Below are 21,377 nucleotides of genomic sequence, written 5' to 3' on the forward strand. Positions count from 1 at the left end.
GGAATTCTCTGGAACGGGAATGTGTACCTAGAGAAAATTAAAAGGAGTGAAGCAAATGTCAATTCACATGAATGTTTATCTGAACAATGAAGACGATGCAGAATCACTGGCAGCTTCCTTACAAAAGTACGATATTGAAAATGAGCGTGTTGAAAAAATTTCAGATTACAGTGACGATAACCTTACGATTATACCAGCAGCTGGTATGGCAGGTAATGCGGGTTCTGCACATCAGGGCAGCCCTGCGATGTTCGGTTCATTGAGTAAACTGAAAGAGACAATGACAAAAGACGAAAAGAAATATCCTGAATATATGCTCACCTTTGAAGTGGACGAGAAAAATAAACAGGCAGTATTAGATGAAATTCAAAAAACTGATGGGTTTATTGAAAAAGATGTAATGGATTAAAAAACAAGGTGTCCCGAAGCGGGGCACCTTGTTTTCGAAGGAGGAGAAAATATGAAGAAAAAAACAGTGGGAATTTATTTGTTTGATGAAGTAGAAGTTTTGGACTTTGCAGGTCCATATGAAGTTTTTTCTGCAGCGGAACTGGAAGACGGAACGAAACCTTTTCAGGTAGTAACGCTTTCTGAAACAGGAGGGTTAATTGCTGCGCGGAACGGACTCAGAGTAGAAACTGAAAAAGCCATGCAGGCAGCTCCTGAATTGGATATTCTTATTATTCCTGGTGGGTATGGAGCGACTTCTGCTGAAATACATAAGAAAGATGTTATTTCATTTATTCAGGCACAGGAGAAGAAAACCGACATGATTGCTTCTGTCTGTACTGGTTCGTATTTACTTGCTGAAGCTGGGTTATTAAATGGCAGGAAGGCTGCCACACACTGGAAGGATATTGAGGAAATGGAAAAAAAGTATCCGGAAGTGCAGATGAAACGAAATGTAAAATTTGTGGATGAAGGGCATATTCTTACATCAGCAGGAATTTCTGCCGGAATTGAATTATCACTGCATATGGTAAAAAAGGTTTTAGGAGAAGAAGTAATGAAGAACACTGCAAAGCATATGGAGTATGATATGCAAACCAGTGAGAATTAAAACGGAGGAGAATTCTAAAGATGGATATAAAAAATATATACTGTGTCGGAAGAAATTACAGTGCGCATGCAAAAGAGCTGGGAAATCAAGTGCCTGAGGAGCCAATGTTTTTCAGCAAGCCTTCACATTCTTTTGTGCAGGGAGATAATAAAAAGCTCTCCTTTCCAAAGGATGCAGGAGCCATTCATTATGAGGTGGAGCTTGTTATTGTTATTAAAAAAGAGTGGGAAAAGGGAATTTCATTATCAGATCTAATTGAAAAAACGGCCCTGGGAATAGATTTTACTCTACGGGACAAGCAGGAAGAGATGAAGCAAAAACGATATCCATGGCTCATTTCCAAGGGATTCCCCAATTCAGCTGCAGTAGGTTCCTATTCTCCCTTTTCTGAAAAGGACTGGGAAGATATTAGATTTTCGCTTTATCAGAACGGAGTAAAAAAACAGGAGGGGAGTCCATCACAGATGATTTTTCCGCTGCGGGAATTAGTAGATTTTACAGGGGAGCATTTTGGTTTGGGCCCGGGAGATCTCATATTTACCGGTACACCCGAAGGAGTCGGTCCTGTAAAAGATGGAGATGAATTATCGCTTATTTTTAATAAAAAAGAGGCAGGCACTTTTAAAATAATGCTGAATTAATCAGGTCTAATGGTTATAATCTTACATTTTCACAGAGGAAACACTAATTATTATGTATAAGTTACAGAACTTTAGTAATGTATATTAATAAAAACTTGTAAAAAGGGGTATGAAAGTATATAAGGATGCAGGAACTTACCATCATCCATTCATGAGTAGAAAAAACAAAATACAGAGAGAAAGGATTTGTGAATGATGGGCAAGCCGAATGTGTTTCAGCTGAGTATATTTATCGTACTGCTGTTGATACTGCTTATTCCGGAAGCTCCAAGATGGTTAATGCCTTTTGTTCTTGCTGGTTTTTTTCTTTATGCCCCGATAGTAATTGAAATGGAAGAGGATAAATCTTTAATTAAAAAATATAAGCCTTTCTGTTACGTTATCAGTGGCAGCTTTTTACTCATTGGCGTAATAGATGTGTCCTTAAGGATGATAATGTAAATGCAGAACTCCGTTATTGCAGCAGACTGGTATGCATTACTCAAAATGAATACTTGAACATCATAACAGGATGAAAAAGGGGGAGGACCTCAGCCAAATGACAGCTCACACGAAACGTCATCTTTGATGTGCTGATCCTCCATTTTCTTTACTGGTAATATCAATTAACTCTCCAAGTGTCGACTTCCCACGTTCCTCCACATAACGCAGCAGTTCCACAAGCAGGTAGGCAGTAGTCAAAGCATCTCCTACAGCGCTGTGACGCTGGAATATTTTCGTGCCGAAAGACAGGGCATAGTGCTGTAAATCTCGCATATCCCAGGAAGGTGCCAGATAGCCTATTAAGTCTAAAGTGTCCATATACATTGGCTCGTCGAACGTGAGCTTATGACGCAGCAGCTCTTTTTTCAACACCAGTACATCAAATTCAAGGTAGTGACCCACCCAGCCATCACTTTGATTTTTCTCGATATACGAATAAAATTCCTCAATAGCTTCTAATGACTCAGGGGCATCTGCTACAGTTTCCTGGGAAATGCCGGTCAGCTCTGTGATTCTTTCTGGAATGTCTCTTTTAGGGTTAACATAGGTCTGAAAAATTTTATCGGTGACTTCCAAATTTTCCACATGAACTGCTCCGATTTCAATTAATCTGTCGTGACTTCCTACAGAAAAGCCTGTCGCTTCCGTATCGAACACCGTAAAAGAAAGATCGCGGATCGGAGTATTGAGCGGCTGCTCCTGCACAAGCTGGTAATGAAGTTTCTTTTTCTTCCAAAACATCATAGGAATGCTCCTTTTTAGTGAAGTCTGAGAGGCGGATAGTAAACATTACATAATGCCAAAAGAGGCTAATGTCTGGCTCTGCAGAGAGCGGATTGTTTTCAATGCAATCATGAGTTCTTCTTTTTCGCGTGTTTTCATATGCGTAAAATAGACTTCACTTGTACTTGTTTCGCCCCGTTGATAGCGTCCCCAGGACTGGGATACACGTACAGAAAGCAGCACTTCATATGCATACAGCAGCTCTTCCGCGAAGTCACTGCTGAATATTTTCTTCTGTTTCAATAAATATATCTTCTCTTTTGGCGTGCCTTCTATAATACCGTGCTGGACACTCAGCAGCTGCAGGCCATGATAGAAAGGAAAAAGAGCCTGTTTTTTAATGTCAATTTTTTCTTTTTTCATTCGGAAAATAGCTCGGATCGGATGATCAAGGGCAGGGACAGGGGTTTGTTTCTCCTGCTGCGCAGCCCGGTAAAGAAAGATGCGGGATTTTTCAAACTGTTCTCCCACCATGGAAACAAAACGGTCATGAAGTGCTTCATCTCCGTAAAGAAAACGAAAAGCGAGGAAGTTATGACCGAGTAAAATATTATCGTTTGTAGCACGCAGCCCCCATGTGCGGAGCCGTTCCTCCCAGCGTGTGATCGATCCTCTCCACTGCTGGTAGCTTGCCATCATATTACCTTCACAGCGTTTATACCCGGCAGTTTCCATTATTTCTACGATATACTTTCCGAGTTTTGCAAAATAAGCGTCAACTTCCTCTTCTTGACCTTCGGGAGGATTATCATATACGAAGAAATGATCCTGATCTGTAAGCATAAATTGTTCTCCACGGCCGCCGCTCCCCATCATATAAAAACCGAAAGGCAGAGGAGGAGCACCGGCATTCTCTTCTTCCATCTTTTGAATGGCAAGAGCAATGATATGAAGTACAAGTTTGTCGTAAAGACTTGTGATTACTTCCAATACATGAAGAATTGGGATATGGTCATCCAGCAGCTTTTCAAGTACACCATATATAGCAAGTTTCACTTCTCCGAGGTTCGCTTCTGTGGAAACTTCAATTTCCTGAAGAATATCAAAAGTGCCCCGGTTTTTCCTGCGCAGCAAATCAGATAAAGTTACCATACCGATAGGCTTTTTGTTCGTAACGACAGGCATATGCTTTATTCCGTTTATTAAAAAACGGGATAACGCTTCATAATAGTATTCGTTCCTTGTAACTGTGTATGGATCCGGAGTCATAATGTCCTTCGCATTTTTATTTGTCTGAATACCTGCTGCTACATATCTTGAAACAATATCTTTTTCGGTAATAATCCCGGAAAGCTTTCCTTTATTATCTGTGATTAAAAGAGAGCTGACTTTATGCTCCATCATAAATTCTGCAAGTTCCTGCACCGGAGTGTCTTCAGTTTTACAGAGAGCAGGCTGGCTCATTAAATCCTGCACCCTCCGAATAAAAGGTTCACTTTCTCCCCACTGGGTGGCAAGCTTAACTTGTTCTGCAAGAGAAGCGTAAATTTCCCGCAGTCTCGTTGCTACCTGCCGCATCACGTAGTCACGAACGGATTCATCGTTCCAGCGTGCTTCAAGCACTTCATAGGGGATCCTCAGGCAGACAGTTTCTTCGATTGCTCTTACTTCCACCGTATAGTTTTCCTCATGGGGATTAGGCTCTCCCAGAAAGTCAGCTAAACTTGAAAAACCAACCATTTCTCCAGGTTCCAAAACTTCCAGTACTTCCTGATTTTCCTTTTTTCCGGCATCTACACATACTTCGGCAACTCCCTCAAGAATAAGGAGAAGTCCTTCACGCGTAGATTTCGCGTAAAGGATTTTCTCTCCTGCTTTAAAAGTGCTCCACTCGCAAGCGTTTAACAATTCATCTGTCTCTGCACGGGAAAGTCCGCTGAACATCGGGTGATGGAGTACCTGATCAATGTGATTATTTTTCGGTTCCATCGTTCATCCATACCTCTCCGTCTTTATAGGTCATCTGTTCAGGGTAACGCAGATCTGTTACCTCATCCTGCAGACGCTGAGATGGTGCCGGCGTCAATAATGAGACAACGATTACCAGAATAAGGTTTGCAGTTACTCCAAACACACCTGCTCCAGTATCCTGAATACCGAATAAAGTAATACCGTTCATTGATAAGAAAATATAAGATAATGTGACTCCAAGGCCGCCAAGCATTCCGGCAATAGCTCCCTGAGCATTCATTCGCTTCCACCATACTCCTAAGAAAAGTACAGGGAAGAAAGTTCCTCCGGCTAAGCCAAAGGCCCAGGCGATGATCTGTGTAATAACTCCCGGCGGGTCCAGTGCAACAAGACCAGCAGCAATGGTTGATAGCACAATCGCAATTCTGCCGGCTCTCAGACGATTGCTGTCTGTTGCATCCGGACGCATTAGTCTGTAATAAATATCGTGTGCAAAAGAAGAAGATATCGTAATTAACAACCCGCCGGCTGTAGAGAGAGCGGCAGCCATCGCACCGGCAGCAACAAGACCGACTACAAACATTCCGAGATTTGCAATTTCCGGCGTAGCCATAACTACAATATCCTGGTGAATAACAAGGTCTTCCCATTGAAGAATTCCATCTCCACCGGAATCTGCAATTTCAAGCAGTCCTGTATTTACCCAGGATTCAGTCCAGCCAGGCAGTTCATCTATCGGCTGCCCAACGACCTGCGTCATGATAACAAAACGGGAAAACGCTGCGTAAGCAGGAGCCGAAAGATAGAGCAGTGCAATAAAAAGCAGTGCCCAGGCGCCGCTCCAGCGGGCAGCCTTCATCGTAGTAACTGTATAAAAGCGTACAATAACGTGCGGGAGAGCAGCAGTCCCAACCATTAAAGTGAACAATAAAGCCAGAAATTGTGCCCTGTTGCCGTCATCGAAGGGTGCGAAGTATTCAGATAGCCCAAGTTCCGCATCGATTGCACCTAATTCATTTACGATATTTCCATATGTAAGCCACGGCAGCGGGTTTCCGGTAATTTGCAGCGACATAAATACAATAGGAATAATGTAAGCGGTAATTAATATCATATACTGTGCTACCTGCGTCCACGTAACACCTTTCATTCCACCTAGGGAAGCGTATATAGCAATTACTACTACACCAACCATTACCCCGGTAGAAGCGGGAAGATTTAACAGTCTTCCAATAACTACGCCGGAACCGGAAAGCTGGCCAATAATATAGGTGAAGCTGATGATAATAGTGGCAATCGCTCCAATTAACCTTGCAATGTTAGAGTCAAATCGGTCACCAATAAATTCCGGAACAGTAAACCGGCCGTATTTCCGCAGCTGCGGAGCGAGCAGAAAGGTTAAAAGCAGATAGCCGCCCGTCCAGCCCATAATGTAAGCCAGCCCATCATAACCAAGCATCATTACAGTCCCGGCCATTCCAATAAAGGAAGCGGCACTCATCCAGTCACCGCCGATAGCCATCCCGTTCCAAAGCGGTGGAATGCCTCGGCTTGCTACATAAAAGTCAGATGTAACTTTCGCCCGGTTATAGATGGAGATTCCGATATATAGTGCGAATGTTAGTAAAATTAATAATAGAGACACGAGTGATTGCTGATCCAAGAAAAATCCCTCCTCTGTATTAAGTTATGCAGGGCAGTGCATTATTCAGGCCGGAGCTGATTAATGATCGGCTCCGCTTCCACTGATTTGTACATTTTGTTTTTCATCAATTCCGAATTTCTTATCTACCTGATCACTGATAATTGAATTTAAAAAGAGCAGAATAACAAACGTAACCACTGCACCTTGAGCTCCCATATAATAGTGTGCAGGCATTCCCATGATAGTAGTGCCAGCTTCATGAATAGATTCTGCAAAAAAGGCTACACCAAAAGAAACAGAAAAACCGATCAGTAAAAAGATAATAATCATCGTCGTGCGAATTTTAAAATACTTGTCTGCCACTGATTTTTCTACTTTTCTCATATCGAGGTTCCTCCTTTTAAAGTAAGCATTTTTTCCTGCGCTTTAACCGCCGAATTCACCTCCTTTAAAATATGAAATCGCTTTCAGTATTCCTTAAAAAAATTAAGTTTGCACTTTATTGAAAGCTGGAGCTCTTTTTTTCGTCTGCCGGCAGTTTGGACAAATAGTGAGCGGCGCTTTCCGTGAAGCAATAAAGTAATTTGTTGCAAGCACCGGCAGAATTAATATGTAAAAGAAAGAGTCTATCACCATGCCTAAAATAATTCCAATAATAACAGGCAGTAAAGAAGTAGCAAAAAAATATCTGCCTTTTGATATAAACAGCAGCCCTGTTTTGTTACAGTCACTGCATTGATTCTTCTGACTCGGAGTCCGCTCATGCTGTTTCATAAATTTCACCTCCCTGCAGCTATCTTAAACTGAATACAAAGCGTACCGTTTCCCAAAAAGGCATCGGCACCATCGCTATCTGTACAACGAGAAAACCCAGCATTGCAAAAAACGGTACAGTGAGCAGCAATGGTTTACGATATTTTATCGTAGCAATTACAGCAGCAAGGGCGATAACCCAGAAACTGATTAATATCCACATTTTTTCACCTTCTTTCTCCACTTTTACGCTGAAAACAGGAGGCCTGTAATCATCATTGACCTATAACAGTACAGTAAAAAAGAAATCCTCTGCTGAGATCCAGAAGAGGGAATGTAAATTTGTTTCTATATGATTATTTCAAATTTTCTGAAATAACACAACTTATTTATATAATTTTTTAGGGAATTTTCTATGCGCCAGGTTTTCAGGAGTGTATTTCCCCGATCTGAAATTTTTAGTGAAAAAGTAAAAAAAGCCCTGGTTTCCCAGGGCTCTCATTAAAAGGTAACAATACCGGTAGAATATAAAAATACAATTAATATAGCGAGAGGTGCGAAAATTCTCACGATCCACAGCCATATATTTCCGAGTACAGTATCCCCAAAGTTGGAAGCTTCGAGTGCATCTGCTTTTTTCCATCCCCAGCCGATAAACAGCGCAATAATCATACCGCCGAGTGGAAGGAAGATGTAAGAGGCAAGGAAGTCCATTGAATCAAGAATATCTCTTTCTCCTAAAATTGTTACATCCGCTAAAGCACCAAACCCAAGGGAAGATGGGATACCTATCAGAAAAATAATCGTACCGATAAACACGGACGTCATCTGACGGGACCATTCAAACTTGCGCATAAAGTAAGCAACTGCCACCTCCAGAAGTGATACACCAGAAGAAATAGCTGCTGCAGTAAGCAGGAAGAAAAACAGCAGTCCATAAATTATCCCGAATGACATATCGGCAAAAATATCCGGCAGCGCGATGAATACCAGACCAGGTCCTGAATCAGGAGCAATACCGAAAGTAAATACTGCAGGGAAAATCATAAGTCCTGCCACGATCGCAAAAAGGGAATCCATGGAAGCAACGCCAACGGCTGCACCTGGGAGTTTTTCTTTCTTGGATAAATAGCTTCCGTAAGTAATGAGCGCTCCCATACCAAGACTCAGGGAGAAGAAAGCCTGGCTGAGTGCAGCAAGGTACACGCTTGGATCAGTCAGCGCACTCCAGTCAGGTGTAAATAAGAAATTCAGTGCCTCACTGGCTCCTTCAAGCGTCATGCTGTATCCAGCGAGAATCAGGACAAGAATAGCAAGAAGCGGCATAAGAATTTTGTTGGAAGCTTCAATTCCTCTTTTTACCCCTACATATACAATTCCAACAGTGATCAGCATAAAAATAAACTGCCAGAGTATCGGCGCAAACGTTGCCGTGTGGAAGTTCACAAAGAAATCAAGGGAACCGCCCTCTCCACCGATATCGGGTCCTCCAATCACATACTGTGAGAAGTAAAACATGGACCAACCTGCAATGACCCCATAGAAAGATAAAATGATAAATGCAGAAGCCACTCCCATGTATCCAGCTAGCACCCAGGGCTTTCCTGGGGAAATTTTTTGGAACGACCCTACTACATCTAACTGTGCCCGTCTTCCTATGGTAAATTCAGCCATTAAAATTGGAAGGCCGATTGCTGCAATACAAAATAGATAAATAAGTATAAATGCTGCGCCTCCACTTTCTCCAGCCACATAAGAAAACCGCCAGATGTTCCCAAGCCCAACTGCAGAACCGAGTGCAGCGAGCATGAACCCTAGACGGGACCCCCATTGTTCTCTTGGTCTGTTTTCCGTGTTCATGAATATAGTTCCTCCTTTAAAACGTTGAAGTGTAAAAGAATTTAGAATATTACTATAACATATTGATGCGAGAAGAAAAGAGGAAATTCTACATTATCCGACTCTTTTCTCTTTTTCTCTGCCGTTTATCGAATAAGATAAGTTGCCACAAGGTCTGGACCGTGAGAAAATATAATCAGAATATAGAGAAAATTCGCGTGAGGTGAGTAAAATGGGAGTATTCGCAGCACAAATCATTCAAAAGCCGTTATTTGCTTCCGCAGCGATTCGATCGGGAGAAAGTGAGCTGTTTGTAAAAGAGATTGAATGGGTCTCTGTCATGGAAATGCCTGTAGAAAATTTTGTGCGTGAAAAAGAATTTGTGTTAACCACGGGTATCGGCTGCAGCGGAAACGTTGAACTGCTGGAGAAGTTTGTTCAGGATGTAATTGAATCTGGAGCATCTATGCTCGGCATTGCTACCGGCAGGCATATATTTGATATCCCGGACAGGATAATTGACCTCGCGGAAAAAAATGATTTTATTATTATTGCTCTTCCCTGGGACATTCGATTTGGAGATGTGATCCAGGCAGTACTTGAAGAGATTAATAGAGGAATGCAGGAAGAGCGGCAGCAGTCTGAAGAAATCCGGCAGGAATTTATCAACAGAGTACTCGAAGAAAGCGATGTACAGGAAATAACGGAAGCACTGGAAAGACACCTGGGACTTCCTGCAATGATTACTGAATATGATGGTTCTATGCGGGCAGCAAATAAGGTGAAAGAGGATGTCATGCGGGCGGTGGAAACTGGAGAAACCCAATTACTGGAGGACTTTGAAGCAGCAGAGCATCTTGGAAGCCAGTTCAGTGAGCATCGTCTGCATCCGCAGATATACGTGCTTGATATTTCCGGAGAAAGATGGTGCCGGATTTTAGTCAATACCAATCATCGTAAGCAGGGGTATTTATGGTTCAAACTAGGGCTCTCTCAGGAGATCAGCTGGTTCATGATGAATGTACTGGAGCATGCTGTCACTGCCTGTGCTTTATTTTTCATTAAAGAAAATGCGATTGAAATGACGGAAATTCGTTTAAAAGACAACTTTATTTTACACCTTGCAAAAAACGCCAGTGAAAATGAAAACGCGCTCCGTTCGAAGGCAGAACTGCTTGGATATGATTTATCACTTCCCTATTTATGCATTGTGGGAGAAATCCATTTACGCAGTAAAAAAGCAGATTTTCCTTCTTTTGAAGCAGATAATCCTCCTACTTCTTCGCTTCAGAACGTGAACTATTATATTCAAAAAGAAATTACAAATGCCGCAAAGTTTTTAAGTAAAAAGGCAATGACAACATTTGATGAAAATGAAGTAATTATTTTTTTGGAGGCTGATTATCATATCTATACGGAAACTGCCAACCAATTCCTGGATTCTGTAGACCGGCGGCTGAATGAAATGCTAACTGAGATGGAAATTACCTGGGGAATTGCTTTGAAAAGAGATGAGCTGCAGGGGTTTCACGTAAGTTACAAAGAAGCAAAAACTGCGCTGGAAATGGGGATGCGGAAAAGCGAAAGCGGCGGCAGAACTTTTTACAGTGATACGAGAATCAACCGGGTGCTGCTCGCAATGTCAGAAAGCAAGGAAATTGAAAAGCTGGTAAAAGAGGTTGTTAAACCGCTCGCAGATTACGATCAAAAGCGGCAGACAGATTTAATTGAAACATTTATGGCGTACAGCAAGTACAATGGAAATGTAAGTCAGACGGCGAGAGCGCTGCACCTTCACCGGCAGTCACTTCTTTACCGGCTGAGAAATATAGAATCATTAACGAAACTATCTTTACTGGAGGCAGATGATGTATTTCTGCTGGAACTGACAATACGACTATGGCAGCTTCAGGACCTTCATCATATGCAGAAATAGAAATCTAAGAAAGCAGGCTTTTCCTAATCAGGAGAAGCCTGTTTTCATTATGCTCTGTTATCATTCGCGGCTCTAACGCAATAAAAGTGAATTTCATTTAATGGTGAAAAACTTCTAATTTTACCCCTGTTAATCGTCTTAGGTAAGGGTTAACAGATTACAATAAGAAATCAGGGTAGGTCATCGTTTCGTGAAACTACAGTATTGATTTTAAAAGAATGATAAAAATACCAATACAGCCATCTTCAAAAAAGAGCAGCGCGCAGCCGGCAACTCCGGGAGGTTTTGAGGACGATTCGAAGATCCGGCTGCCGAAGGCAGACTAGCTGAGAGAGTCTCCTACGGAAAGCGTCCGGCGGAAGCAGAGAGTCTTAATGCATTCCAGACAAGAAGTTTCTTCACTCGTTTTTAGATTGGGAAACAACAGATATTATTCTAATTATATTTGATAATCGACACACCTGATGCAAATTATACTTTTATACAAATAAAAGAGAATAATCAAATACTCCCTTGTGCATTTATATATTTTAGATTATGCAAATGTTCAATTTGTATGAAGAAGAAAGGCAAACGTTCATACAAGTTGTACATCATATTTTTAACAATGAAGTATTAAGATAAATGTAAGAACAATCTAAATAATCAAAAAACGGAAGAGGGTGGATGGATATGCTGCCTTTTGATATTCAAGAGTATCAAGAGAGATTGCAAAAGACTAAGAAGAGCATGGCAGATCGGGGAATTGATGTTCTGCTTGTTACTGACCCGGCCAACATGAATTATTTAACTGGATATGATGCCTGGTCATTTTATGTGCATCAGATGGTGGTCATTATTATCGACGAGCCGCAGCCATTATGGATCGGCCGTTATTTAGACGCAAATGGAGCAAGAGTTACTACGTGGATATACGATGAAAATATTATTGCGTATCCCGATTATTATGTGCATTCTGACGTCTTCCATCCGATGAGTTTCGTAGGAGAAATTTTAGCTCAGATAGGCCAGGGGAACCGGCGTATCGGTGTAGAAATGGATAATTATTATTTTTCCGCGAAAGCCTTTATGAAACTGCAGCAGGCCCTTCCGAATGCAAAATTTATAGACGGAGATTTAATTGTAAATTACGTGAGAATTATCAAATCTCAACAGGAAATAGAATATATGAAGCGAGCGGCACTGATTGCTGATAAAGCAATGCATCATGGAATAGAAAATATTCGAATCGGAAGCCGGGAAAACGATGCAGCAGCGCATATTTCGTACCATTTAATCAGCGGTACGGAAGAATTCGGCGGAGAATATACTTCTATTGTACCAATGCTTCCATCGGGTAAAAATACGGGCATACCGCATCTGACCTGGAGTGACCGGCCATTTGAAGATGGAGATTCCACGATTATTGAACTCGCTGGCTGTTACCAACGGTACCATGTACCCCTTGCCCGAACAGTCACGATAGGGAACCCGGATGACCGGCTTCATCAGCTTACTCCTATTATTCAGGACGGAATTGCAGCTGTACTGGAAGCAGCGAAACCTGGGGCAACATGCAGTGATATGGAAGAAGCATGGCGCAGATCAATCAGCGCCTACGGTATTGAAAAAGAATCAAGACTCGGATATTCCGTCGGACTTGGATATCCACCAGACTGGGGAGAGCATACAGCGAGCATCCGCAAAGGAGATCAGACGGTACTGGAACCAAACATGACATTTCATTTAATTCCAGCTCTTTGGTTTGATCAGTATGGAATAGAACTTAGTGAAACGCTGCGCATTACAGAAAATGGATGTACTACTTTTTCCAATTACCCGCGGGAGCTGATAATAAAGCATCCTTTCTTATTGAATCAGCACGGCGGAGAAATTTCATAATTAATTAAATGAGGAGGTTTTTTCAATGAAAAAAGACATTAGAATGGGTACAAAAGCAATCTGGGCAGGAGAAAAAGAACAGCTGGCATTTGGAGCTACGCAGGTACCGGTAGTGCACAGCGTTTCTTATGGATATGAGGATATGGATGAATGGTACGAAGTAGCGGTAGGAAACAAAAAAGGCCACATTTACGGACGGAACACGAATCCTACTGTGGAAGCGTTTGAAAACAAGGTGCGAATCCTGGAAGGCGCGGAGCATGCTACTGCTTTTTCTACAGGAATGGCAGCAATCAGTAATACGCTTGGGACATTCCTTTTCCCTGGAGACAGAATTGTTTCAATTAAAGACACCTACGGCGGCACAAACAAAATTTTTACGGAATTTCTGCCGCAGCTGAATATTGATGTTGTGTTATGCGATACCGGCGATCATGAAGCGATTGAAGCAGAAGTTGCGAAAGGATGCAAGGTGCTTTATTTGGAAACACCGACGAACCCTACAGTAAAAATCACAGATATTGCCCGAATGGCACGAGCGGGAAAAAAAGCAGGAGCTTTAGTCATAGTAGATAATACGTTTGCAACACCGATCAACCAGAATCCCCTTGCGCTGGGAGTAGACCTTGTGCTCCATAGTGCAACGAAGTTTCTCGGGGGGCATGCGGATGCACTCGGCGGGGTGCTGGTAGGCGCTAAAGAACTGGTGGAAAAAGTATATCACTACCGGGAGATCAACGGTGCGACCATGGATCCTATGTCCGCCTACCTGCTGCTGCGCGGGATGAAAACATTGAAGCTTCGTGTGGAGCGGCAGAACGAAAATGCAATGAAGGTAGCGGAATATCTGCAGTCAGTGGATATTGTGGATGACGTGTTTTATCCAGGACTGGAAACGCATCCGCACCATGACATTGCGAAGGAACAGATGAGCGGCTTTGGCGGTATGCTCAGTTTTAGTGTAAAAGGCGGAGTAGATACAGTGCGTCATCTGCTTCCAAAACTGGAATTTGCCAACCGGGCAGCGAATCTCGGTTCCGTAGAGACAATCGTCGGACCTTCCCGCACAACGAGCCACGTAGAGTGTACACCGGAAGAGCGGGCAGCAATGGGAATTCCAGAAGGACTGATTCGATATTCTGCAGGGATTGAAGATATTGAAGACCTTATCGGAGACCTGGAACAGGCGTTTCAATCTCTGCCAAAAGAAATTTTCACGAGCGTATAGACCATCAAAAAGTCACTGAAAAGTCGAGTCTGAATTTTTCAGTGACTTTCCAGAAGGAGGAGTTCTCTTATGACAGTAAAGCTCGCATTCATTGGGTTCGGAGGGGTCGGCCAGGGGCTGCTTCAGATACTGCTTGAAAAAGAAAACGAACTTCGTTTGGAGGAAGGACTGGAAACGCAGGTAGTAGCAGTAGCTGATGTGATGAAAGGGTCTGTTTATAATCCGAACGGCCTGGATGGGAATCAGTTACTTTCGCTTGCGAAGGAAAAGCGTCCTTTAAGCGAATATATCGGGGACAGCAGTACAATTACCGGCCTTGATAGTATCAGAACGATTCAAGAAACGAATGCAGATGTTATTGTAGAGGTTACTTTTACGGATGTAAATACAGGTCAGCCGGCAATTGACCACTGCAGAGCTGCTTTTGAAAAAGGAAAAAGTGTCATTACTACGAATAAAGGACCCGTGGCACTGGCTTATCAGGAATTGTCGGAAGCAGCAGAAAATAATGGGGCGTTCTTTGGTTTTGAAGGAACAGTGATGAGCGGTACTCCTGCACTGCGCCTTCCGAGAGAAACACTCTGCGGTAATAAGATCCACCAGATTACTGGCATTTTAAACGGAACAACAAATTATATGCTAACTGAAATGGAAAAGGGATCTTCTTATGAGGAGGCCTTGAAAAAAGCACAGGAGCAGGGATTTGCAGAAGCGGACCCGACAAGTGATGTAGAAGGATATGATGCCCGCTATAAAGCAGTAATCCTTTCAAATGTAGTGATGCAGACACCGATGATCGCCGCAAATGTACCCTGTACGGGAATTACAGAAGTGACGCAGGAGATGCTTCATGAAGCGGTGAAAGAAGGGAAACGTATTCGTCTTGTTGCTAAAATAACCAGAACTGAATCAGGTGTGAAAGCTGTTATACAGCCGGAAAAACTGGATGAGACGAATCCTCTGGCAGCTGTCCCGGGTGCTACTAATGCAATACTGTATGAATGTGACCTTGCAGGGCCGATTTTTTTAACGGGAGCTGGTGCGGGATTGAAAGAAACGGGATTTTCTCTGCTTATTGATTTGATTCACTTCACCCGGCAGAAAGCAGCCGTAAAGCAATAACTGAAAAGGCGGTGTAATTAATGCAGACTAAAGTATTATCCGTAAAGATGTATGTTTTGGGAGAATGGGTCAGTCAGGAAGAAACGTTTGAAGTAGTGGATCCCCAAAATAATGAAGTGATTGCGAGAGTTCCAAAAACTACTCGGGAGTATGCAAGAAAAGTAATCGACGGAGCAGCAGAAACATTTTACTCCATTTCTTCCTGGCCCACGCATGAACGGATGAAAGTGCTGCAGCGGGCGGCGGATTATATAGAGAAAAATCACGAACGCTATGCCTATACGATCGCCCGGGAAGGTTCTAAAACGATTACCGAGGCGCGTGGGGAAGTGAGCAGAGCTGTACAGACACTGCGGATCAGCGGGGAAGAGGCAAGACGTATTAAAGGAGAAACTATTAATTTTGACCAAAAAGAAGGCAGTGAGAACCGCACCGGCTATTATTTCCGGTTTCCGATCGGGGTCGTTGCAGCTATTACGCCTTTTAATGACCCACTCAACCTCGTAGCGCATAAAGTTGGTCCAGCGTTAGCAGCGGGCAATCCCGTCGTAGTTAAACCGGCTTCCGTTACTCCACTGAGCGCACTTCTCTTAGCAGAAGCTTTGGATCAGGCAGGGGTGCCGCGGGGATTTCTTTCAGTAATCACCGGCGCTGGAAGAGAGCTTGGGGAAGAACTTGTCACCCATCCGGAAGTGAAAATGATTTCTTTTACCGGAGGAGTGAATGCGGGGGACAAAATTATAGATAAAGCAGGTCGTAAGAAAATCGGAATGGAGCTTGGCTCAAACTCGCCTGTTATTGTACTGAATGATGCAGATCTGCATGATGCTGTAAAATCAACAGTATCAGGTGCATTTTCTGCAGCAGGCCAAAATTGTATCGGTGTACAGAGAGTATTTATTGAACAAAATTTATTTGATGATTTTGCAGCTCTGTTTGCTGAACGGACAAAAGAACTGCAGATGGGCGATAAATTATCTGAGTGGACGGATATGGGTCCTCTTATTAATGAAACAGAAGCAAAACGGGTGGAAGAATGGGTGAATGAAGCAGTATCCGAGGGTGCCAGAATTCTTCAGGGAGGAAAGCGGGAAGGCGCATTTTACGAACCGACCGTGCTTGTAGATGTACCCGTCAGCTGCCGCTTATACTATGAGGAAATCTTTGGGCCTGTGGTCCTGCTTGAGGAAGTAGAGAGCTTACAGGAAGCAGTTTCAAGAGCGAATGACGTTGACTACGGTCTGCAGGCTGGTATTTTCACAAAAAATATTGACCATGCTTTTTATGCAGTGAACCATCTGCATGTAGGCGGTGTAATGGTAAACGACAGCAGTGATTATCGAATAGACGAAATGCCATTCGGAGGAGTCAAGCAGTCAGGACTCGGAAGAGAAGGGGTGGCACATTCTATTCAGGAAATGACAGAGCCGCGTGTTGTCTGCATCAAACTGACCCAGCCATGGTCTGTATAAAGGACTTGATGAGGGAGTACAGCTTCTTCATTCACAATCGCAGCAGATTATTATAAAAGACGGACCGGCAGTTATGTAACTGCCGGTCCATGAGCCTGTTGAAAAAGTGCTTTTTTTGTATAAGTATACGATCTTATGCTTTTGTCTCCGAAGTGTCGCTTTCCGGAGGGAACTCTCTCAGCTAACCTGCCGTTGGCAGGTGGATCTTCGAATCGTTCAAATCCTCCAGGAGTCGACTCTTCTGCGACTGCAGCATAAATAAGGGAGGCAATGGTTATATACAAAACCGCAGAAACAGGAACACTTTTTCTGCGGAAATAACTTGTCTCCATAGCTCCCGGCGGTGACAGCGGGATTCAAGCACAGTATGAAGATCCTTTTTTCTGCCCCGCGGGCAGGAAAATAGCTGAAGACCGGCCGGCAAGCGGAGGAGAATCTATACACAGCAAATCATAAATATACAAAAATTTTTACTTTATAAACACTCTGACGGACCGGCAGTTATGTAACTGCCGGTCCGTACTTTTTATTTTTGTGGCTGCTTTGAAAATAAAAGCTTTGTTAATGTGCGTTCCTATATTCAAATTATTCATTTCCCTGGAGAAAAAACGATGATGTATCAACCGGTTTTCTTTCCTTTCCATTTCAATGCCATTGGATGCGTTCGTTTTTGTTTCTGCACTGTCAGCAGCACAGAAGCAAGGACGAGAGCCATCCCGATGCCCTGCCAGAAGGTGACAACTTCCTGAAAGACAAGAAGTCCAATAATAATTCCTACGACTGGTTCCACTGTAGAAAGAATAGCGGCTCTGCTTGATTCAATATAGCGGAGTCCCGCAGTGTAAAATATGTAGGCAAAGACAGTAGCTACTGCTGCGATGCCAAAACTGGAAAGCAGTACTGGAGTGCTTGTAAGAAGGTGGGATTTTTCCCAAAGGCGGCTCGTAGGAAGCAGGAATAAACTTCCGAATACCATAGAATAAGTTGTAATTGTCATCGCATGGTACCGGCCGCTTACATATTTTCCGAAAATACTGTAAAGAGCATAGAAAAAACCTGAGAGCACTCCAAATAAAATTGTAGTGCCGGAAACGGAGAGCGATCCTGCCGGCAGAAGTTCCACTGCGAAAACACAGCCCAGCATCATTAAGACTAATGCAGCAATCTTTCTGCCGGTAAACGGTTCACCAAAAGTAAATCTTGAAATAAGAGCCACGAAAACCGGACCTGTATACAAGAGAACGATTGCAAGGGACAGAGTAGCAGTTTCTATGACGGTAAAAAAGAAATAATTAAAAAATGCAATGCTGATAATACCTGTCCCAATAAAAAAAGGTAAATCCCGGAGCTTTACATAAAGGAGATGACGCTTAAATAACAATAAAAAAAGAAGCAGCAGGCCTGCGGAAAAAGAAAGACGTATTCCAACAACTTCCCACGGGGTAAAGCCAGCGGCATTTAATTGGTTTACAAATATTCCGATTGTGCCCCAGAGCGCTGCTCCGGCCATCACAATCAAATAAGCCATTTTGTTCGACATGAAATCCTCTCCTAACTACTTTTTACATTTTAATACGGAACAGTAAGAAAGAAAAGAGAAGTAATGGCGATGTTAACATACCTGTAATAGAAATCATTAACATTTTTGCAGGTAAGCTTTTTCCGTTTGATTTTGTGAAAGGTGTTAAAGCTGTCTCAGTGCATCTGGGCTCTTACTTTTCGTGGAAGTGCAAACTGGCAGTACATTTTCTTCCTATTAAAATATGTAGTATAATGGAGATAGAAATAAACGGAGGCGATGTGTAAGTGACTGCAAAAAATATAGAAATTGAAACCGCGCTGCGTTCTGCCCAGGCGTCACTTGCAGTAGAAGGAATGACGCTCACGGAGAAAGAAGAAGCGCTTGTGAAAGAACGATTGGCAGGCAATGTAAGTCAGGAGTCATTTTTGCAGCGTGCTCTTGAGCTGTCCAGAAATGAGTAAATACGGTCCAGGCCCCTCAAAGTACTGCTATCCCGGCACAGAAGTATTAAGAAACTACTTTCATATAAAAAATGAAGAGCAGCTTCAAAGGCTCGATGGAATGCTGACTTCCAAAAGACTTGCAGAATTGTCCCTCACGCCTTTAAAAGGCGCGTGGGATTTCGCGCATCTAAAGAAAATACATGCATGGATTTTTCAGGATCTCTATCCCTTTGCCGGGAAAGTCCGTACAGAAAATATCGCAAAAGACGGTTTTGCATTTGCTCATATAAAACATATCGAACCGAGTGCGAAAAAAATATTCACGAGTCTCCAAAGCGAAGCATGGAATGATTTATCTAAGGAAGAATGTGCAGAGAAATTGGCTTTTTATCTTGCTGAACTCAACGTCCTGCACCCTTTTCGGGATGGAAACGGCAGAGCGATACGTGAATTTATCCGTTCTCTTGCCGGAGAGTCAGGATTCCAGCTGGACTGGACAAAAGGTGACAAAAAAGAAATTCTCCGGACTTCAATTCAATCGGTTACTGATTCAGCTCCGCTGGCTGAAGTACTGGAACAGCTGTTGTGGCAAGAGAAAAAATTCGATAATTAAATAACGAAGTTCCCCCTTCTTATTAAAGAGGCGGACACATACCATTTCATGGTAAAATGGAAGTGTATGTAATGAATCGGTGGTACATTGCTGCTGAGAGGCGGGTCTGCTGTAAAGAAGATCTACGCTTTCTCAGGTTTACTGCGTCCTGCGGGAGCTTTCTTTTTACTTCTTCTCCAGTGGTCCGCTGATTTCGTTTTTCGCAAACCTTACAAAAAAATATTTATGCTTCACGAGCAATTTTTTTCTGGTTCATAAATAATTGCCGAAACTTATTTTTAAAGGCTATAGATAATAGTATCGCCTTTTCTATAAAAAGCGATTTTAACTTTAATAGAGCAAAATAACAAAAAGGAGACCTGCATGATTTCAACAATCGTTTTCTTTATCGTATTACTGGCTGCATGGATTCTGCCTGTCACTTTAAAAGTGAAACGGAGTGTGCATATGCTCCAGTTGAACTTCTACCAGAATGAAGAATTAAATAAATGGATGAGCAATAACATGAACAAGGTATTTTCGCCGATAGAAGTGCTGTATTTTACACCAATTATTCTTGTTATATTTTCAGATGCAGACAATTTTATACTGGCGGGTTCTGCTGCTGCATTTATCATCGTGTTTGGCTATTTATATGCTACGCGTCCCGAAAAGGAAGGAGACCTGGAATACACTCCGCAGATACAGCGGATTTTTGGAGTTACATATTTACTTTACGGAGTGGGCTCGGCTTTAGCTATTGCTATCGGTGCTTTTATCAGCATCGAATTTTCGGTCGTTGTATTAATTGTGCTGGCTTGTCTTCCTTTTACCTTAGTAAAAATTACTAACAGCCTTCTTGAGCCTGTAGAGCGGAATATTAATCAGCGTTCCATAGATGATGCTAAGCGTTTAATACAGGCTTCACCAGATTTAAAAGTAATTGGTGTCACAGGGAGTGCGGGAAAATCGAGTGTAAAAACTTTTGCAGAAGCAATACTGTCTGAGAAATATAATGTACTGGTTACGTCAGGAAGCTATCATACTGAACTCAGTGTGACCGAGACAATTAATGAACAATTGAAACCGGATCATGAAGTATTTATCGTAGAAATGAACGCAAAGCAGGAGGGTGACATCGCATCTATCTGCGGCGTGGTCGGCCAGGAATATGGAATCATCAGCTCAATCAGTGAAGAACATATGGAAACGTTTGGTTCTTTAGAAACGATTAAAAAAACAAAGCATGAGATAGTCGAAACTCTCCCGGAAAACGGTACAGCTCTGTTAAATAAAGATGATGAAAATATAAGGTCTTATGAAGCGGCCAACCCAGTAAAAAGTGTTTATTACGGGATTGAACAGGAAGATGTGGACATCAGAGCCTCAGAAATTGCATACAGCCGCAAAGGAACGAGTTTTAAAGTTGTCACAGCGGACGGTGAAACAGAAAACTTTCAAACCTGTCTTCTGGGAAAGCATAATATTTACAATCTGCTTGCTGCTATTGCATTAGGTTTAGAGATGAATATGACGCTATCTCAAATGATCCTGCCTATTAAAAATATTGCCCCTTTAAAGCGAAGTCTGGAGCTGAAGCCGCAGAAGGGAAATATTACGATTATTGATGACAGCAATAATTCTGATCCCGCCGGCTCAAAGCGGGCAGTAGAAATACTTGGAAAAATGAACGGATATCGTATGCTGATCACACCGGGTATTATGAATCTGGAAGAATCAGAATATGAATGGAATAAAGAATGGAGCCGCTACAGCGCGGAAAAGTGTGATTATATTATTCTGGTCGGGGAAAAATTAACGAAGTATTTTCAGGAAGGACTGGAAGAAGTGAAATTTCCCAAAGATAACTATTATGTAGCAGAGGATTTTAATGATGCCATCCAGCATATGCATAAAATTGCCAAACCGGAAACAATCGCACTGTTTGACAATAATTACCCGGAAGCTGCAGGTGACCACTCCCAATAAATAATAGGCAATTAGCCAGTTTGGAAAACATATCGAATAAAACAAATAATCCGCCCACTGTGTTACTGCAGCAGGCG

At 42.5% G+C, this 21,377-nt stretch carries 21 protein-coding genes; 12 read left to right on the forward strand and 9 right to left on the reverse strand.

The window, feature by feature from the left end; genetic code table 11:
* Positions 1-55: 55 nt before the first annotated feature.
* From BLP92_RS11475 to BLP92_RS11490, 4 genes are all read left to right on the forward strand, one after another.
* The gene (locus tag BLP92_RS11475; protein ID WP_090843094.1) at positions 56-409 is read left to right on the forward strand and encodes a hypothetical protein; all 354 of its coding nucleotides are present in this window, start codon (positions 56-58) and stop codon (positions 407-409) included.
* 51 nt (positions 410-460) lie between these two features.
* Complete coding sequence (locus tag BLP92_RS11480) at positions 461-1,060, forward strand: DJ-1/PfpI family protein (protein ID WP_090843095.1); 600 nt, start codon at positions 461-463, stop codon at positions 1,058-1,060.
* Positions 1,061-1,080: 20 nt separating this feature from the next.
* Positions 1,081-1,701: a fumarylacetoacetate hydrolase family protein gene (locus tag BLP92_RS11485; RefSeq protein WP_090843096.1), complete on the forward strand. Its 621-nt coding sequence runs from the start codon at positions 1,081-1,083 to the stop codon at positions 1,699-1,701.
* Between the two features lie 192 nt (positions 1,702-1,893).
* The gene (locus BLP92_RS11490) at positions 1,894-2,142 is read left to right on the forward strand and encodes a hypothetical protein (RefSeq protein WP_139148950.1); all 249 of its coding nucleotides are present in this window, start codon (positions 1,894-1,896) and stop codon (positions 2,140-2,142) included.
* A gap of 117 nt (positions 2,143-2,259) precedes the next feature.
* On the opposite strand, the gene BLP92_RS11495 is transcribed toward BLP92_RS11490, so the two are convergent.
* The 7 genes from BLP92_RS11495 to BLP92_RS11525 all read right to left on the reverse strand — a co-directional run bounded on the left by BLP92_RS11495 (position 2,260) and on the right by BLP92_RS11525 (position 9,136).
* Positions 2,260-2,925 carry a 3'-5' exonuclease gene (locus BLP92_RS11495; RefSeq protein WP_090843098.1) on the reverse strand — a complete coding sequence of 222 codons (666 nt, stop codon included), beginning with the start codon at positions 2,923-2,925 and terminating at the stop codon, positions 2,260-2,262.
* A 48-nt stretch (positions 2,926-2,973) separates the two neighbouring features.
* Complete coding sequence (locus BLP92_RS11500; RefSeq protein WP_090843099.1) at positions 2,974-4,896, reverse strand: DUF294 nucleotidyltransferase-like domain-containing protein; 1,923 nt, start codon at positions 4,894-4,896, stop codon at positions 2,974-2,976.
* Positions 4,880-6,541: a sodium:solute symporter family protein gene (locus BLP92_RS11505; RefSeq protein ID WP_090843100.1), complete on the reverse strand. Its 1,662-nt coding sequence runs from the start codon at positions 6,539-6,541 to the stop codon at positions 4,880-4,882. Before BLP92_RS11505 ends, BLP92_RS11500 begins: the two co-directional genes overlap by 17 nt.
* A 60-nt stretch (positions 6,542-6,601) precedes the next feature.
* The gene (locus tag BLP92_RS11510; RefSeq protein WP_090843101.1) at positions 6,602-6,907 is read right to left on the reverse strand and encodes a DUF4212 domain-containing protein; all 306 of its coding nucleotides are present in this window, start codon (positions 6,905-6,907) and stop codon (positions 6,602-6,604) included.
* A gap of 102 nt (positions 6,908-7,009) precedes the next feature.
* Positions 7,010-7,297: a hypothetical protein gene (locus BLP92_RS11515; RefSeq protein WP_090843102.1), complete on the reverse strand. Its 288-nt coding sequence runs from the start codon at positions 7,295-7,297 to the stop codon at positions 7,010-7,012.
* Positions 7,298-7,316: 19 nt separating this feature from the next.
* Positions 7,317-7,499: a hypothetical protein gene (locus tag BLP92_RS11520; RefSeq protein ID WP_090843103.1), complete on the reverse strand. Its 183-nt coding sequence runs from the start codon at positions 7,497-7,499 to the stop codon at positions 7,317-7,319.
* A gap of 278 nt (positions 7,500-7,777) precedes the next feature.
* Positions 7,778-9,136 carry a sodium-dependent transporter gene (locus BLP92_RS11525; protein WP_090843104.1) on the reverse strand — a complete coding sequence of 453 codons (1,359 nt, stop codon included), beginning with the start codon at positions 9,134-9,136 and terminating at the stop codon, positions 7,778-7,780.
* Between the two features lie 211 nt (positions 9,137-9,347).
* Between BLP92_RS11525 and BLP92_RS11530 the strand changes: the two genes are divergently transcribed.
* From BLP92_RS11530 to BLP92_RS11550, 5 genes are all read left to right on the forward strand, one after another.
* Positions 9,348-11,051: a PucR family transcriptional regulator gene (locus BLP92_RS11530; RefSeq protein WP_090843105.1), complete on the forward strand. Its 1,704-nt coding sequence runs from the start codon at positions 9,348-9,350 to the stop codon at positions 11,049-11,051.
* Positions 11,052-11,723: 672 nt separating this feature from the next.
* The gene (locus BLP92_RS11535) at positions 11,724-12,932 is read left to right on the forward strand and encodes a M24 family metallopeptidase (protein ID WP_090843224.1); all 1,209 of its coding nucleotides are present in this window, start codon (positions 11,724-11,726) and stop codon (positions 12,930-12,932) included.
* 25 nt (positions 12,933-12,957) lie between these two features.
* Positions 12,958-14,160 (forward strand): cystathionine gamma-synthase family protein, encoded by a 1,203-nt coding sequence (locus BLP92_RS11540; RefSeq protein ID WP_090843106.1) that lies wholly within the window; start codon positions 12,958-12,960, stop codon positions 14,158-14,160.
* 69 nt (positions 14,161-14,229) lie between these two features.
* Complete coding sequence (locus BLP92_RS11545) at positions 14,230-15,282, forward strand: homoserine dehydrogenase (RefSeq protein WP_090843107.1); 1,053 nt, start codon at positions 14,230-14,232, stop codon at positions 15,280-15,282.
* A gap of 20 nt (positions 15,283-15,302) precedes the next feature.
* Positions 15,303-16,754: an aldehyde dehydrogenase family protein gene (locus tag BLP92_RS11550; protein ID WP_090843108.1), complete on the forward strand. Its 1,452-nt coding sequence runs from the start codon at positions 15,303-15,305 to the stop codon at positions 16,752-16,754.
* A gap of 71 nt (positions 16,755-16,825) precedes the next feature.
* Here the strand turns inward: BLP92_RS11550 and BLP92_RS11555 are convergent, their stop codons facing one another.
* The gene (locus tag BLP92_RS11555) at positions 16,826-17,086 is read right to left on the reverse strand and encodes a hypothetical protein (RefSeq protein ID WP_090843109.1); all 261 of its coding nucleotides are present in this window, start codon (positions 17,084-17,086) and stop codon (positions 16,826-16,828) included.
* A 287-nt stretch (positions 17,087-17,373) separates the two neighbouring features.
* Positions 17,374-18,294 (reverse strand): DMT family transporter, encoded by a 921-nt coding sequence (locus tag BLP92_RS11560; RefSeq protein WP_090843110.1) that lies wholly within the window; start codon positions 18,292-18,294, stop codon positions 17,374-17,376.
* 266 nt (positions 18,295-18,560) lie between these two features.
* On the opposite strand from BLP92_RS11560, the gene BLP92_RS18045 reads away from it, so the two are divergent.
* From BLP92_RS18045 to BLP92_RS11570, 3 genes are all read left to right on the forward strand, one after another.
* Positions 18,561-18,737: a hypothetical protein gene (locus BLP92_RS18045; RefSeq protein ID WP_175444268.1), complete on the forward strand. Its 177-nt coding sequence runs from the start codon at positions 18,561-18,563 to the stop codon at positions 18,735-18,737.
* The gene (locus BLP92_RS11565) at positions 18,730-19,332 is read left to right on the forward strand and encodes a Fic/DOC family protein (RefSeq protein ID WP_090843111.1); all 603 of its coding nucleotides are present in this window, start codon (positions 18,730-18,732) and stop codon (positions 19,330-19,332) included. The genes BLP92_RS18045 and BLP92_RS11565 overlap by 8 nt, the downstream gene beginning before the upstream one ends.
* Before the next feature lie 363 nt (positions 19,333-19,695).
* Positions 19,696-21,300 carry a Mur ligase family protein gene (locus tag BLP92_RS11570; protein WP_090843112.1) on the forward strand — a complete coding sequence of 535 codons (1,605 nt, stop codon included), beginning with the start codon at positions 19,696-19,698 and terminating at the stop codon, positions 21,298-21,300.
* Positions 21,301-21,377: the final 77 nt, after the last annotated feature.

The organism is Alkalicoccus daliensis (assembly GCF_900103955.1).
Taxonomy (GTDB): domain Bacteria; phylum Bacillota; class Bacilli; order Bacillales; family Salisediminibacteriaceae; genus Alkalicoccus; species Alkalicoccus daliensis.